Raw genomic sequence first — 14,400 nt, 5'->3', positions numbered from 1 at the left:
CCTATTGGGAAATATTAACCTTTTACTCCTGTATCCCCAATGCTATTCATAAACCATTTCTGAGTTATGAAAAACAACAGCATTAGCGGAATGACAGCTATGGAACTTGCAGCCATAACCTGAGGCCACTTTATGCCGTAAGCCCCATCTTGAATAAAGAATTGTCTAAGCCCTATAGTTATAAGATAATACTTTGGATTCTTCACTATTAGTGAAGGCCACATGTAGTTATTGTAATTGCTTATGAAACTTAGAAGACCTAGAGTTACAAAAGAAGATTTACACATGGGAGTGAGAATCCTTGTTAATATTCTCAAGTGCCCAGCTCCATCTATCATGGCGGCCTCAACAATCTCTTTTCTCACCTGCAGGAAAGCCTGTCTTAATAAAAATATTCCAAATACATTTACCATATTTGATATGATAATTCCCCTATAGCTATCCAGCATATTCATCTTAGCGATGAGTATGTAGCTTGGAACATACGTAGCTGCTGCTGGCAGCATATAAGTTGCCATAACTATAGAAAATAGAATTTTCTTTCCTCTAAAATTCAATTGGGTAAAGGCGTAAGCCATAGTTGCTGAGGTTACTATTTGAACTATGACTATAGCAAAGGCTGTAAAAGCTGAATTAAATATATATAGTCCAAAGGGCGCCGCTTTAAAGGCTTCAGCGAAATTTCCCCATTGCGGTATTTTGGGCCATAAAGTTGGTGGGAAACTCCATATTTCATCCTTAGTTTTTATAGAGCTTACCAGAAGCCATATAAAGGGAAAGGCAATAATAAAGCTAAATATACTAAGCAAAACATATCTGATAATATTGTTTATAGTTATTTTCTTTTTACTGTTGTTGATTATAGTTATATCGCTCATAAAATCCTCCTATTGATAATAGACCCACTTCTTTGCAGCTACAAATTGAATAAAGCTTAACAGTGCCGTTATTATTACAAGAACAGTTGCCACAGCAGTAGCTTGCCCCATATTGAAATTTTCAAAAGCTGCCTGATAATACATGTATAATATGGTTCTGGTGCTTCCTGCTGGTCCTCCCTGAGTTATAACCTGTATTTGATCATAGGCCTGAAGAGAATTTATTATAGTTATTATTACTAAAAAGAAGGTGGTAGGCGAAATCAATGGTATAGTTATATTTTTTATTTTCTTCCAAGAAGTTGCCCCATCTATGTATCCCGCTTCATACAATTCCTCAGGCACCTTTTGAAGCGCTTCCAGATAAAACACCATAGTCCATCCTATTCCCTTCCATACAGTGACTACTAGTATTACCACCATAGCCCACTGAGAACTCTCAGCCCACTGAAGCTTAGGTAAATGTACTAATTGAAGAATATAATTTGCAAGTCCCACTCTAGGTTCAAATATCCAAGACCATACTATAGATACTGCAACAGTAGGTGTTACCCATGGAGAAAAAATAATTGTTCTGAAAATACCCATTCCCTTCAGCTTTTTATTTAGAAGAAGAGCCAACAGGAAGCCTCCAATTATAGTAGGTATCAGAGTACCTATGGTGAAATAAGCAGTGTTTCCTAAAACTGAATAAAATTCTTTGCTTTTAAAAAGACTTGTGTAATTACTCAGTCCCACTATCTTATATTCAGGACTCATGAAATCCCAATCCGTAAAGCTAAGATATGTAGAGTAAAGCATAGGCCAAATCCAGAAAAACGCTAAAGGTATCAATCCTGGTAGAATGAACATAAGTGCTATTAAGCCTTGAGATTTTTTTAACCTTTTTATGCTGCTGGAAAAAATATTTTTCCTGCTTTGCTCAGGGTATGCTTCAATTTCTTTTATTTGCATATTTAAAAGGAACCCCTTTCTCTCTATATAATATTTTTTCTTATAACTCATTTATCTCATCCTTATTGTACATATTTTATGTATTAATTTTGTTATGCATATGTAAATACTAGGTTAAAGTACACTTAATTCCACACATAATTATAATAAATACACACAAATGCACAAAATTAAAAGAGGTAAATGCTTAAAATTACTTTTTTAAGCATTTACCTCTTATTTTTGTGCAGCATTCCATATATAAATTTTATGGCATATCCTAGCTATTTATAATTTCAACTCCTAATGCAGTATACTTTTCTTTAACCTTTGCATTTAATTTAGAATCAGTTATTATTAAATTTCCTTTATCAAAGCCGCAGACGTCCAGCAAAGATACTACTCCAAATTTAGTGCTGTCTGCCACAAAAATAGTCTGCTGAGCGCACAGCATCATTTTTTTCTTTATCTCAACTTCTCCAATACCGTAATCCGTTATTCCTGAGCTTAGAGATATACCACTGCAGCTTGCAAAGGTAATATCTATATGAAACTGTTCCACAAACTTCTCTGCCATAGCTCCTAATATGCAGCGTTCTTCTTTCTTCATAACTCCTCCAATGAGTATTATGGTATATTCCTCCATATCAGAAAGCTCCTCAGCTACAGTTAAGGAATTTGTTATTACTGTAAGTCTTTTTATTTTTTTCTTTATAGCTTTAGCTACCTCTGTATTAGTAGTGCTCACGTCCATAGCTATTGCTTGACCTTCCGCTACATATCTTGCTGCAAGTTCACCTATCTCAGCTTTTTCATTTATATTTTTCGTCTCTCTCACAGTAAAATTTACTTCATTCGTACCTACCTTTTCAAGTACTGCTCCTCCGTGCACTCTCTTTAAATATCCTTCCTTTTCAAGGTACTCCAAATCACGTCTAACGGTTTCAATGGATACATTAAAAAGCTGCATAAGATATGATACTTTTACACTTCTATCTTTATCTAATATCTCGAGTATTTTAGAATGTCTTTCTTGTACAAGCATCTGCTCTTCACCCACTCTATGTATATTCGTGCATTATTGTGTACTTATATTTTATCACACATTTAAGTTCAGCTGCTTATATTTTCTGTTAAATTTATATTATAAGCTAAAGCTCCGCCTTAAATAAGCCCAAAATGAGCACTGATTTAAGGCAGAGCCATGCTATACTGTGGCATCCATATTATTTCCTAAATAATTCACGTAGTTATCGGAAGAAAAAGGAGAATTACTTGCCAAAATGGAAGAAAGATTTTCTTGGAAAGTTCCATCTTCAAAAGAATTATACTCAGACAGCACATTTGAAAATAGGTTTTCAGCTGGTGAAGTATCGCTATTAAGAAGAGATACCATATTTGATTCTGACGCACTAATTCCATCCGTAGGAAGACTTGTGGTAGAAGGTATTGTCATATTGCCATTTTGATCATAGGTCATTCCTACGCCATAGTCAGGTTCCACCTGCTGATAAATATCCTGAAGCTCAGAAGCAGATGTGCCTCCTGAGTAATTCTTCACCTTATAATTTTCATCTACAGAAGCATCTACATTGCTAATTAAAGGTACGGTACTTGAAGAACTACTATTGCCATTTAAATTATTCCAAAGAGAACTTAAATTGTATGTACTCATCACATTATTTACATCCATAAAAATACCTCCTTTACCCATTAAATTCTTTCAGTTAAACATCTATACGCTTTTCTTCAAATTTGGTATCTACATTTTTAGACATTTTCAAAATAAAAAGGGTAAAGCTTTTATATAAATTTCATCACCTTCCCAGATACATAAAATCTATATACTGCCTTACCCCTAAATGCTTTACTTATTCTTAATCCGCACCTTCACTTAATTCATGCACAAATATGCCGCTTCTAAGCTTTGGCTCAAACCAAGTAGATTTTGGAGGCATAACCTTGCCTGCATCCGCAATTGCCATGAGCTCCTGAATTGTGGTTGGATACATGGAAAAAGCAATCTTCATATCCTTGTTTGTTCTTCTTTCAAGTTCTCTTAGTCCTCTTATTCCTCCTATGAAATCTATTCTGTCAGAGGTTCTTGGATTTTCTATTCCAAGTATAGGAGCTAAGATATTATCTTGAAGTACAGAAACATCCAAAGCTGCTACTGGATCTTTTAAATCACATATTCCTTCTTTTATAGAAAGCTTATACCACTTATTTTCTAAATACATACCGTAAGTATGCTTCTTTTCTGGTTTAAAGCCTTCTTCACCTTCATACAACTCAACTTCGAACTTCTCCCGAACCTTTTCCATATACTCCTCAACGGATAATCCATTCAAATCTTTAACAACCCTGTTATAATCCATAATTCTTAAGTCTTTATCTGGGAATAATACAGAAAGAAAGAAATTAAATTCTTCTCTACCAGTATAGTAGTGCTTTTCCTTCCTTCTTTTTAGTCCTATATTTGCTGCGGAAGCCGCTCTGTGATGACCATCAGCTATATAGAAGTTTTTAACATACCCAAAAAGTTTTTCAAGCTTTGCTATATCCTTTTGGTCATCTATTATCCAAACCATATGACCTATTCCATCCTCTGCTACAAAGTCATAGAGAGGTCTCTTAAAAGTCCATTTTTCTACAATATCGTCTATTTCACTTTTATGTCTATAAGTTAAAAATATAGGTCCTGTATTGGCATCACAGTAATCCACATGATTTATTCTGTCCATCTCCTTATCAGGTCTTGTATGTTCATGCTTTTTTATTATATCCTTCATATAATCATCAATGGAGGTACATCCAACTATTCCAGTTTGAGCTCTGCCATTCATAATCTGCCTATAAATATATAAGCAAGGTTTATCCTCTTTAATAAAAATTCCTTCTTCAATCATGTCATTGAGATTTTCTTTGGCTTTCTCATATACTCTGGTATCATATAGATCTATGGAAGGATCCAAATCCACCTCGGCCTTATCTACATGAAGAAAAGAATGAGGATTATTCTTAACCAATTCTCTTGCTTCTTCACTATTCATAACATCGTAAGGCAGAGCCGCAACCCTTCCTACGAGATCTTTTACTGGTCTCAACGCTCTAAATGGTCTGATTATAGTCATTAATATTTCACCTCTAGATCTTATAGTAGCTACTTAAAAAATTCACTTATTATAGTTACTATTTCTTCTCCTATTCGTGTCTGTGCCTCAACAGTTTGAGCTCCTATGTGGGGAGTGCAGGATACCTTAGGATGATTTATTAATTCTTCATTCTTTGTAGGTTCCTCTTCAAACACATCTACTGCTGCACCAGATAATTTTCCATTATTTAATGCCTCCAGCAAAGCTTTTTCACAAACTACTCCGCCTCTGGCACAATTTATAATATATGCCCCCTGTTTAATTATATCAAATTGCTCTTTTCCAATCACAGCGCCCTTTTCCTTATCAAGCGGAATGTGTAAAGATATAAAATCTGATTTTTTAAGCAGTTCTTCTAAGGTACAAAACTCAAATTTATCATAGCCTTCTGCTTTACCAACTATATCTGTATAGATAACCTGCATTCCAAGAGCATCTGCTCTTTTAGCCAATTCTTTGGCTATTCTTCCAAAACCTATAAGCCCCAAGGTTTTTCCGAATATCTCTATTCCTTCATACTTTTTCTTGTCCCATTTTCCTTGCCTCATGGATACATTTGATATATTCACAAACCTAGCCAAAGCAAACATGTGTGCAAGGGCAAGTTCAGCCACAGATGCTGAACTTGCATTTGGCGTATTAGTAACCTTTATGCCCTTTTCCAAAGCGTAGGCAACATCTATATTATCCACTCCAACGCCGCCTCTTATTACAAGCTTTAGTTTTCCCTTCACAGCTTCGTCTATTATCGGTTTTCTAACTTTTGTTGCTGATCTAACTACCAGTACATCAAAATCCTGAAGCGCCGCCCCCAGCTCTTCAGGAGCATAAAATTTTTCTACTACATCAAAACCTTCAGCCTTTAGCTCATCTATGGCAACTTGATCCATACCATCTGTTATCAACACTCTATACATTATAAAAGCCCCCAATTTATCTAATTTTAGGTTCTGTTTTAAATCAGTATTGATTTTTACACTGATTTAAAACATAGCCTAATTTTAAAGCCCCAAAATTTCTTCAATATTTCTTAAAAGTTCTTGAACTTCTTCAACTTGGCAATCTGCCATATGCGCTATTCTAAAGGTGTTATCTTTTAGCTTTCCATAGCCATTTGATATTTGAAAGCCTCTTTCTCCCAAAGCCTTATTTAATGCCCCTACATCGATGCCTCTAGTGTTTTTTATTGCAGTGACAGTATTTGAAAGATATTTTTCATCTGCGAATAAATCAAAATATTTTTTAGCCCAAGCTCTCACTATCTGTGCCATCTCTTTATGCCTTGCAAATCTGTTTTCTATTCCCTCTTCCATTATTCTATCTAGCTGATAGTCTAAGGCAAACATATGGGATAATGATGGTGTAGATGGATACTGATAGTCTTTCTTTTGTATAAATTCATATAATGACAATAAATCAAGATAATACCCTCTAAATGGAACAGTCTTTGCTCTTTCTACAGCCTTTTTTGAGAAAGTGCACACTGCTAATCCGGGAGGCAGCCCCAAACATTTCTGTGATGAAGTTATGCATACGTCTATGCCTAGCTTATCAACTTCTATTTTGCTCCCCGCAGCTGAACTTACACTGTCTATACACCAAACTACCTCAGGATATTTTTTTATAACTTCTGATATTTCCTCAATAGGAGTCATAACTCCTGTGGAAGTCTCATTGTGAGTTATAGTAATTAAGTCGTATTTACCTGTAGAAAGAACTTCTTCCACCATTTCAGGTGTAGTAGCTTTTCCCATCTCTACTTCAAAAATATCCGCAGGTACATTATTGAATACAGCCATTTCATACCATCTTTTTCCAAAAGCTCCTATAGAAAATACAGCTGCCCTCTTTGCCGTACAGGAACGTATAGCTCCTTCCATAAGTCCGCTTCCTGATGTAGTAGATAGAAGAATTTCATTTTCTGTATAAAATACCTTTCTAAGTTTGTCGCTTATTCTCCTTTGAAGTGCAGAAGCATCTTTACTTCTATGACCTATCATAGGTGTTGCCATTTTTTCAAGAATATTTTCCTTTACTTCTACGGGTCCTGGAATAAATAATTTTTTATGCATTTTTAACCCCCCTGTTTTATAATGACGTTCATAAATATGCCCCATAACGTCTCATACAAGTTTTGATTAGTTCCAATTCAATTTATTCAAATTTTAATATTATTATACTATCAATAAAGTTCAATTGTCAAAACTTTATTTTAATTTCTTATATATTTTTTATTTTTGCAAAGCCAGTATTACTAAGCATTTCAAGGCTGTCCGTCTACGGTAGACGGATTCTTTTTACTGTCTGCCCACGCTTGCTTTTGAATTAATTATTATAAAAAATAAATTTATTTTTGCAAGTTATTTTTCAAAATCCTGCATTGATTAATCTACTGTTTTTAATTGTTTTCTAATATATGGCAAAAATCCTCCATATTTCCTTTAATGCATCTTCCATTTTTGTAATTTTTACAGCTTTCACAGCTTCTGCTTATATCGGAAATATCCATCACTCTCATGTATACCTCAGGATCAAAACTGGTACAATTTTCAGCTGCAATATATTTTAAATCACTAACAAACATTTTATTTGTCTCCTTTCTAAACCTGATAAATATGATTTTTAAATCTAATATTAGTATTGACATAATAAAACAAAAAATATTCATTGCTTGCAGTTCTAATATGGATTTTCAAGACTATTCATCACATTGTCATAAATGCTATAATTAACATAATAAGATTTGGCTATGTTTTAAAAGAATGTTGATAAAGGCTTCGTTCGATCTGAAACTCTAAGATAATATCAACATTTTAAAACATAGCCTGCCGAACTGAAGGAAGTTTTAAATCAGTGTGAAAATCAACACTGATTTAAAGCAGAACCTAAAATTTAAAGGTGAGTGAAAAAATGGTTACTGAAAATGAACAAAAGCTTTATGATATATTAGCTTCACTAGGAATTGTTTATCAAAGATATGAGCATCCTCCTCTATTTACTGTGGAAGATGCAGAAAAGTTTGATATAGATATACCTGGACAGCACTGCAAAAATTTATTCCTCAAAAACAGAAAAGGTGATATTCACTACCTTGTGGTTGTGGATGATCAGAAAAGGGTAGATTTAAAGCTTCTGGCAAAGCAAATCGGAAGTTCCAGCCTTTCTTTTGCTTCAGAAGAAAGACTTTTAAAATATTTAGGAGTAACTCCTGGCTCTGTTACCCCTTATGCAATAATAAATGATGAAGAAAAATCTGTAATAGTTCTAGTGGACAGCGATTTGGCAAACGCCAGCATAGTAAATTTTCATCCTACAATAAACACGGCTACCATAGGAGTATCTTATGAGAATTTTGAGAAATTCTTGAAATGGCATGGTAATGAATTTAAGTATGTAGAAGTGTAAAGCAAAAACGCAGAAGTTTATTTTCTTCTGCGTTTACTGATTTGATAATTTATTCTATATGGCTTTAGTCCGTTAATCTATCTTGAAATTTTCCTGCTGCAATATCATATTTTTAGTAGTGTTATTTAAAGCCGCAGAAGTATCGGCCACCTTATTTGACAGATTAGTCATCTCACTGGTGGAGGCTGTTATTTCCTCGGAAGATGCAGATATCTCTTCAGCTATAGCAGATACACTCTCAACCTTAGCAAGTATATCATCTTTCTCTTTCTTTACCTCCGCTACTGATGAGTTAACGGTCTGTATTTTAGGATTTACAATATTTATTACCTCTATGATCTTCTCAAAGGAATTTATTGTATCGTTTATTATATTAACCTGCTTTGAAAGCTCTGTCCCCATATTGTTTGTGTTTTGTGATACTGTATCCGCACTTTGAGATATTTCTGAAACCAGCTTTGTTATATGATCCGAGGAATTTTTAGTCTGCTCAGCAAGTTCTCTCACCTCATTTGCCACCACTGTGAAGCCTCTTCCTGCCTCACCAGCTCTAGCCGCTTCTATAGACGCATTTAGAGCCAGCAGATTAGTTTGATCAGCAATTGAATTAATCATATTCGTTATACTGTGTACTTCTTTTATATTCGAATTAAAAAGACTTATCATGGAAGAAAGCTTTTTAAAGGATTCGCTTATCTCATTTACCGCTCCCATAAGAAGCTTCATATTGCCGCTGCTATCTACTGCTAAAGCACTCATGGATGAGGTGTTACTGTCCACTTCCTGTACATTGCTGACTATGCCTTCCAATCTGTCACTAAAGCTATTAAGTATATAGGTTATTTCCATTAAATCATTAGCCTGAGCGTTGATTCCACTTGCCACTTCCTGTATAGAATCAGCCACTGTAGTAGAGGAAGAAGCCATCTCTTGAGATATATTTGATAAATCCTCTGAGCCGTTTTTTACTTCTAAAGCCGTATCCTTGGAAGCTTTAAGCATATTCTTTATTGAATTTTGCATAATATTCATAGAATTTGACATCTGTCCTATTTCATCTTTATGAGATAAGTATTTTTCAGCTATGCTATTAGTAAAATCTCCAGTAGACAGCTTGTTCAACAATTTAGAAGAATATTTTATATTTTTAGATAATCTTTCAGCTATAAAATACACTATTGCCAAACTTACAATCAAAAACAATACCGAAGATAAGGCTATAGATATCTTCAGAGAATTCAGCTCGGACAATAATTCACTCTTGTCTAATATAACAACTATGGACCAATTTTCTTTTTTTACAGGAGCGTACCCTCCGTAAGCTTCCTTACCACTAAAAGAATATTCCCTTAACCCTGTCTTGCCCGCTATCATCTGTCTCTGCATATCTGCGATTTCCTTAAGGCTTGGATTTTTTTCTGCTTCTTTTATTGAATTGTATTGATTTAAAGGCATGCTCTTATCCATGTAAGCAATACTTACACTTTTACTGTTAATCATATAGGCACTTCCGCTTTTTCCAAAAGCAATTTTCTTAATCATATCGCTTAATTCTAAGCCATCGCGTACTGAAACAATCACCCCTGCTGTTAAACCATTATTTTTTACCGGCACAGAATATACCATGCTCATGGCTGTTTTGCTGCTATTTACCACAGGATCAGCTATATAATCTTCTCCCGCCATGGATTTTTTAAAATATTCTGTATCACTTATGTTTTCTGTAGATCCATCCGTATATGTAATGTTTCCTTCACTGTCTGCATAACCCATTTTTAAACTGCCATTTCTTTTTGCTTCATTTTGAAGCATAGCCATTTGCTTATCCGCAGCATTTCCATTTAGGTCCTCAGCCATTATTTCCATAGAGTCTAAATGACTATCTAAAGCAGCTTGAACCGTGTTTGCAGCCTGAGTTGCTATTTGCGGAAAGGTTTTTGAAATATTTGAAACCAATGCATTAGATGCATTTATATAGGAAATTAAACCTAACCCGCCGCTTACAATAACTAGTATTATTCCTATTAAAATTATAAGTCTAGCTTTTATGCTTTTATTAATCATATTTTCAGCTCCCTTATTTATTTCTTTGGTTAGAATTATTAGCTTCTCGCATCTTTATAAATAAGTTTTGTATTTTCAGAAAGGAGGAAGTAAGCTCCTCTATTTCATCCTCGGAAAAAATATTAAGCCTTTCCCAAAAAACCTCTTGTGAGGAAGCTATAACCTTTGATATATAATCTAATGCTTTTGAGGATAAAGTTAAATAAACAATTCTTTTGTCTTTTGAATCTTGCTTTTTTACTATATACTCTAAAGAATTAAGAGTATTTATGCTTCTGCTCATATTAGAAATCGGTATATTAAGAATTCTGCTTAATTTTGAAGATGTAGTTTTCCCCTCCATATGAATCACATTTAAAATTTTTGAAAGCTGAGGGCTGATCTCATCGTTGCTAAGCTCCGGGATAAAATTTACAAATTCACTATTAAAAACTGTATTAAAATTAATCATACCGAGTATTAATCTTTCATATTTTTCCTTGCACACTTTGCTCTCCTCGCATTACATTAATATGATTATCAATATCAATCAAGAATCATTACTTATATGGTATCAAAATACTTATCATTTGACAAGTATTTTTTTTGATAAATATCGGAGAAAAAATAAAGCTCTATTTTAAATCAGTGTAAAAATCAACACTTATTTAAAATAGAGCCTAAAATAAAAAATGTGGCATTATTGCCACATTTTTTAGAAATTATATATCTTTCCGTATTTTTCTTTTAAATAATCAATAAAATATTTAGCCTTTAGTTCCTCACCTGTGACTTTCTTTATAAGCTCCTGTGGCTCATAAACTGCACCGTAGCAGTGGATATTATCCTTTAGCCAAGTATGCAGTGTGGATAGGTTTCCTGCTTCGATATCCTTAAAAATATTTGGTATATCCTTTGTAAGCTTATTTAAGAACTGTGCTCCATAGAGATTTCCAAGAGCATAGCTAGGAAAATACCCAAAGCTTCCATCGGACCAATGAACATCCTGAAGCACGCCTTCTGCATCGTTTGAGGGTTCTACTCCCAAATATTCCTTATACTTTGCGTTCCAAACCTTCGGAAGGTCTTGAACTTTTACTCTTCCATTTATAAGATCTTTTTCAATCTCATATCTTATTATTACATGAATGCTGTAGCTAAGCTCATCAGCTTCCGTTCTGATAAGAGATGGCAGCACCTCATTTATTCCTTTATAAAATTCCTCAAAAGAAACCTCTTCAAACTGGCTAAATCTCTTTATAGCCTCTGAATAGAAGTACTTCCAAAAATGCTGGCTTCTTCCTATTATATTTTCATAGAATCTTGACTGTGATTCATGAATTCCCATGGAAGCCCCTGTGCCCAAAAGAGTACCTCTTAAGCTGTCTGGAATATCCTGCTCATATATAGCATGACCACCTTCGTGAACCGCACTAAATAATGCACTTCTAAATTCATTCTCATAATAGTGAGAAGTTATTCTAACATCCTTATTGCTAAAATTAGTGGTAAAAGGATGTACACTTTCGTCCAATCTTCCTGCATTAAAGTCAAATTCCATCTTATTAAGCAGGAATATAGAAAATTCCTCTTGTTCCTTCTTAGGGAAACTCTTTTTAAAGCACTCTGAGCTTACTTTAACTGAACTTCTTGCTATCTTTTTAAGCATATCTACAAGTTCATTTTTAAGTTCTCCAAAAACTTCATCTAATTTTTTCACGGTGATTCCTGGTTCATAAATATCTAAAAGAGTATCATATTTATCTTCCTCATATCCCCAGTATTCAACAAATTCTTTTTTGAAATCTACCATTTTCTGAAGATGAGGCTGGAATATAGAAAAATCGGACTTTTCTTTAGCTTCTTCCCAGGCAGCTCCCGATATTGAGCTTGCTTTTACAAATTCTATGTATCTGCTTTCTGGTATCTTCTTAGATAAATCATAATTCTTTCTGCAGTTTTTTACAGCTGCCTTGGTGATATGATCAAGCCCTTCCTGAGCCTCAAAATATTCTACAAACTCTCTCATCTTATCAGAGGTTTCCATTTTAAAATATTCTCCTGAAAGATATGCTATAGCATCACTTCTTCCCTCTATACCCTTCTTTGGCATATTAACTCTTGCATCCCAATCCAGCAATGCAATAGAACCTCTAAGGTCCTCCATGCTCTTAAGATAATTTTTAAACTCTTCTATTTTAGCTTGTAATTCCATATCTACTCCTCCTATTACATTAGTACTGACTCAGTTTCGCTGCAATATCTCAATGTAAGACATTTTCCTAGACTTCTAGGGCATCTTCTGCACATACAATCCGTTGCTTTACCGTCACATTTTTTGTCAAGGTAATCGGGACATGTCTTACAATTATCTCCACCTACTGCCACAAAAATTCCTCCTTCGATATGTCATAGATATATTATACTATATCTACTAATTTTAGCATTAATTTATCGTTTTTTATAATTTTCATTCCTTTGAAGGTTATTGCACTATTAGGACATATATGCATACACCTCATGCAAAGCATACAATTACTATGAAATATCAGTTTGTTGTTATCAAAAGTAATATTTCCCTCTGGGCAATTTCTTAAACATAATCCACAGTTACTGCAGGATCTGGTGACATTAAAGTTCTTTATCATTCTGTAGGTTCTGTATTTAGAATTTAAGCATATGAGCTTATGCCTAATGCTGCCTAAAATTTGATTTCTTTCTATTATAGGTTTATCAATAAGCGAATCCTTCACAATTTTTTTAATTTTTAGGTCTGCTTGTCTTAATATATTTTCAACATCGGTAATATCTTCTTTTGCCTCCTCATTGCAAAGTTTAAAATTATAAGGCATATCTATATGTACTTGGCCTTCAACCTGAAAGCCTCTGTTTCTTAATATATTAGCTAATAGCCCTAAATTTATATTCCCTTTACCTTTACAGGTACAATATAATATACACTTTTTCTTATTCTCTGTGCTGCTGATGGTCTTTACAAATTTGCTTACTATTTTAGGACTTTCTCCATAATATATAGGAGTTCCTATTATTAAAATATCATATGCTTCATTAAGATAGTTTGCTTTCTCTATGTTTACAATATCTATATCCACACCATAAGTCTTAAAATGTTTTTTAAACATCTCTGATGCCCAGGCTGTATTTCCAGTACCGCTGAAGTAGTATAATACCCCTTTCATATCATCACCCACATTAAAAGTTGTACGCTGTAAAGCTTACTCCTGTTCATTTTGGCTCTTATATCTGTCTCGATATGTGTCCATAAGTCTTCCCATTATCTCTGCGGAAGTCGGTGGTGTATAAGTTATGGCATTGGCTCCTGCCGCTATAGTCTCTCGGATGCTTTCATCTGTTGGTCCGCCAGTAGCTATTAGAGGAAAATTAGGAAACTGCTCTCTTATTTTTTTAACTATATATGCAGTTCTCTTTCCTGCTGATACATTCAATATAGTAGCACCTGCATCGATTCTTGCTCCTATATTTTCATATTCAGATACCATAGTTACTATTATAGGTATATCAATAGTATCTCGTGTAGCCCTTATTAATTGATTATCCGTAGGGCTATTTAAAACTACTCCCATAGCCCCTTTAAATTCAGCATCTAAAGCTAAATTAATTACTCTTTTTCCAGTAGTTGTTCCTCCGCCTACACCGCAAAATACTGGCACATCGGCAGCTTCCACCAAGGATTGGGTAATTATTGGTTGAGGCGTAAAAGGGTAAACGGCGATTACTGCATCGGCATTATTATTTCTTATGATTGCTACATCCGTAGTAAAAATAAAAGATTTCAGTCTTTTACCAAATATTTTTATACCGGTAGCATCTCTAATTACAGCTGGAACTTCTATCATATGACTTCTTAATATACCTTTTATCTCTGGAACAAACTTATCCATAAATTCCTACCTCTTTCTATATTTTTATACCAATAAAATTATAATGTACAGCCTATATATTAT

General features: G+C 34.2%; 15 protein-coding genes. 1 reads left to right on the top strand and 14 read right to left on the bottom strand.

Annotation, left to right across the window (positions count from 1 at the left end):
- Positions 1 to 14 precede the first annotated feature (14 nt).
- The 8 genes from IAI10_RS20760 to IAI10_RS20725 all read right to left on the bottom strand — a co-directional run bounded on the left by IAI10_RS20760 (position 15) and on the right by IAI10_RS20725 (position 7,550).
- A complete protein-coding gene (locus IAI10_RS20760) occupies positions 15 to 878 on the bottom strand; it encodes a carbohydrate ABC transporter permease (RefSeq protein WP_315675224.1) in 864 nt (287 codons plus the stop codon).
- Between the two features lie 9 nt (positions 879 to 887).
- Entirely contained in the window at positions 888 to 1,832 is a 945-nt protein-coding gene (locus tag IAI10_RS20755; RefSeq protein WP_396334412.1) for a carbohydrate ABC transporter permease, read from the bottom strand.
- Between the two features lie 259 nt (positions 1,833 to 2,091).
- Positions 2,092 to 2,856, bottom strand: coding sequence for a DeoR/GlpR family DNA-binding transcription regulator (locus tag IAI10_RS20750; protein WP_315675223.1), 765 nt, complete (start codon positions 2,854 to 2,856; stop codon positions 2,092 to 2,094).
- 162 nt (positions 2,857 to 3,018) lie between these two features.
- Positions 3,019 to 3,504 carry a hypothetical protein gene (locus tag IAI10_RS20745; protein ID WP_315675222.1) on the bottom strand — a complete coding sequence of 162 codons (486 nt, stop codon included), beginning with the start codon at positions 3,502 to 3,504 and terminating at the stop codon, positions 3,019 to 3,021.
- Positions 3,505 to 3,688: 184 nt separating this feature from the next.
- The gene (locus IAI10_RS20740; RefSeq protein WP_315675221.1) at positions 3,689 to 4,945 is read right to left on the bottom strand and encodes a DUF1015 family protein; all 1,257 of its coding nucleotides are present in this window, start codon (positions 4,943 to 4,945) and stop codon (positions 3,689 to 3,691) included.
- 29 nt (positions 4,946 to 4,974) lie between these two features.
- Positions 4,975 to 5,883: a D-2-hydroxyacid dehydrogenase gene (locus IAI10_RS20735; RefSeq protein ID WP_315675220.1), complete on the bottom strand. Its 909-nt coding sequence runs from the start codon at positions 5,881 to 5,883 to the stop codon at positions 4,975 to 4,977.
- Between the two features lie 84 nt (positions 5,884 to 5,967).
- Positions 5,968 to 7,038: an alanine--glyoxylate aminotransferase family protein gene (locus IAI10_RS20730; RefSeq protein WP_315675219.1), complete on the bottom strand. Its 1,071-nt coding sequence runs from the start codon at positions 7,036 to 7,038 to the stop codon at positions 5,968 to 5,970.
- Between the two features lie 326 nt (positions 7,039 to 7,364).
- Entirely contained in the window at positions 7,365 to 7,550 is a 186-nt protein-coding gene (locus IAI10_RS20725) for a hypothetical protein (RefSeq protein WP_315675218.1), read from the bottom strand.
- A gap of 326 nt (positions 7,551 to 7,876) precedes the next feature.
- Between IAI10_RS20725 and IAI10_RS20720 the strand changes: the two genes are divergently transcribed.
- Positions 7,877 to 8,371 (top strand): prolyl-tRNA synthetase associated domain-containing protein, encoded by a 495-nt coding sequence (locus IAI10_RS20720; RefSeq protein WP_315675217.1) that lies wholly within the window; start codon positions 7,877 to 7,879, stop codon positions 8,369 to 8,371.
- Positions 8,372 to 8,443: 72 nt separating this feature from the next.
- On the opposite strand, the gene IAI10_RS20715 is transcribed toward IAI10_RS20720, so the two are convergent.
- The 6 genes from IAI10_RS20715 to IAI10_RS20690 form a co-directional block, all read right to left on the bottom strand.
- Positions 8,444 to 10,435 carry a methyl-accepting chemotaxis protein gene (locus IAI10_RS20715; protein WP_315675216.1) on the bottom strand — a complete coding sequence of 664 codons (1,992 nt, stop codon included), beginning with the start codon at positions 10,433 to 10,435 and terminating at the stop codon, positions 8,444 to 8,446.
- Between the two features lie 13 nt (positions 10,436 to 10,448).
- A complete protein-coding gene (locus IAI10_RS20710) occupies positions 10,449 to 10,922 on the bottom strand; it encodes a winged helix DNA-binding protein (RefSeq protein ID WP_315675215.1) in 474 nt (157 codons plus the stop codon).
- Positions 10,923 to 11,129: 207 nt separating this feature from the next.
- A complete protein-coding gene (locus IAI10_RS20705; RefSeq protein WP_315675214.1) occupies positions 11,130 to 12,629 on the bottom strand; it encodes a carboxypeptidase M32 in 1,500 nt (499 codons plus the stop codon).
- Positions 12,630 to 12,643: 14 nt separating this feature from the next.
- Entirely contained in the window at positions 12,644 to 12,802 is a 159-nt protein-coding gene (locus IAI10_RS20700; protein WP_315675213.1) for a hypothetical protein, read from the bottom strand.
- 32 nt (positions 12,803 to 12,834) lie between these two features.
- Positions 12,835 to 13,614 (bottom strand): EFR1 family ferrodoxin, encoded by a 780-nt coding sequence (locus IAI10_RS20695; protein WP_315675212.1) that lies wholly within the window; start codon positions 13,612 to 13,614, stop codon positions 12,835 to 12,837.
- Positions 13,615 to 13,650: 36 nt separating this feature from the next.
- The gene (locus IAI10_RS20690; RefSeq protein WP_315675211.1) at positions 13,651 to 14,337 is read right to left on the bottom strand and encodes a hydrolase; all 687 of its coding nucleotides are present in this window, start codon (positions 14,335 to 14,337) and stop codon (positions 13,651 to 13,653) included.
- Positions 14,338 to 14,400 lie beyond the last annotated feature (63 nt).

This window comes from Clostridium sp. 19966 (assembly GCF_032335695.1).
Taxonomy (GTDB): domain Bacteria; phylum Bacillota; class Clostridia; order Clostridiales; family Clostridiaceae; genus JACTOJ01.
The sequence above is the reverse complement of the archived record's forward strand: the minus strand, read 5'-3'. Positions and strand labels throughout refer to the sequence as shown.

Excerpts from the sequence above, each read along its gene's own strand:
- IAI10_RS20705 (WP_315675214.1), bottom strand. The coding sequence starts at position 12,629 with ATGGAATTACAAGCTAAAATAGAAGAGTTTAAAAATTATCTTAAGAGC.
- IAI10_RS20725 (WP_315675218.1), bottom strand. The coding sequence starts at position 7,550 with ATGTTTGTTAGTGATTTAAAATATATTGCAGCTGAAAATTGTACCAGT.
- IAI10_RS20715 (WP_315675216.1), bottom strand. The coding sequence starts at position 10,435 with ATGATTAATAAAAGCATAAAAGCTAGACTTATAATTTTAATAGGAATA.
- IAI10_RS20755 (WP_396334412.1), bottom strand. The coding sequence starts at position 1,832 with ATGCAAATAAAAGAAATTGAAGCATACCCTGAGCAAAGCAGGAAAAAT.
- IAI10_RS20750 (WP_315675223.1), bottom strand. The coding sequence starts at position 2,856 with ATGCTTGTACAAGAAAGACATTCTAAAATACTCGAGATATTAGATAAA.
- IAI10_RS20735 (WP_315675220.1), bottom strand. The coding sequence starts at position 5,883 with ATGTATAGAGTGTTGATAACAGATGGTATGGATCAAGTTGCCATAGAT.
- IAI10_RS20690 (WP_315675211.1), bottom strand. The coding sequence starts at position 14,337 with ATGGATAAGTTTGTTCCAGAGATAAAAGGTATATTAAGAAGTCATATG.
- IAI10_RS20730 (WP_315675219.1), bottom strand. The coding sequence starts at position 7,038 with ATGCATAAAAAATTATTTATTCCAGGACCCGTAGAAGTAAAGGAAAAT.
- IAI10_RS20760 (WP_315675224.1), bottom strand. The coding sequence starts at position 878 with ATGAGCGATATAACTATAATCAACAACAGTAAAAAGAAAATAACTATA.
- IAI10_RS20720 (WP_315675217.1), top strand. The coding sequence starts at position 7,877 with ATGGTTACTGAAAATGAACAAAAGCTTTATGATATATTAGCTTCACTA.
- IAI10_RS20740 (WP_315675221.1), bottom strand. The coding sequence starts at position 4,945 with ATGACTATAATCAGACCATTTAGAGCGTTGAGACCAGTAAAAGATCTC.
- IAI10_RS20745 (WP_315675222.1), bottom strand. The coding sequence starts at position 3,504 with ATGGATGTAAATAATGTGATGAGTACATACAATTTAAGTTCTCTTTGG.
- IAI10_RS20695 (WP_315675212.1), bottom strand. The coding sequence starts at position 13,614 with ATGAAAGGGGTATTATACTACTTCAGCGGTACTGGAAATACAGCCTGG.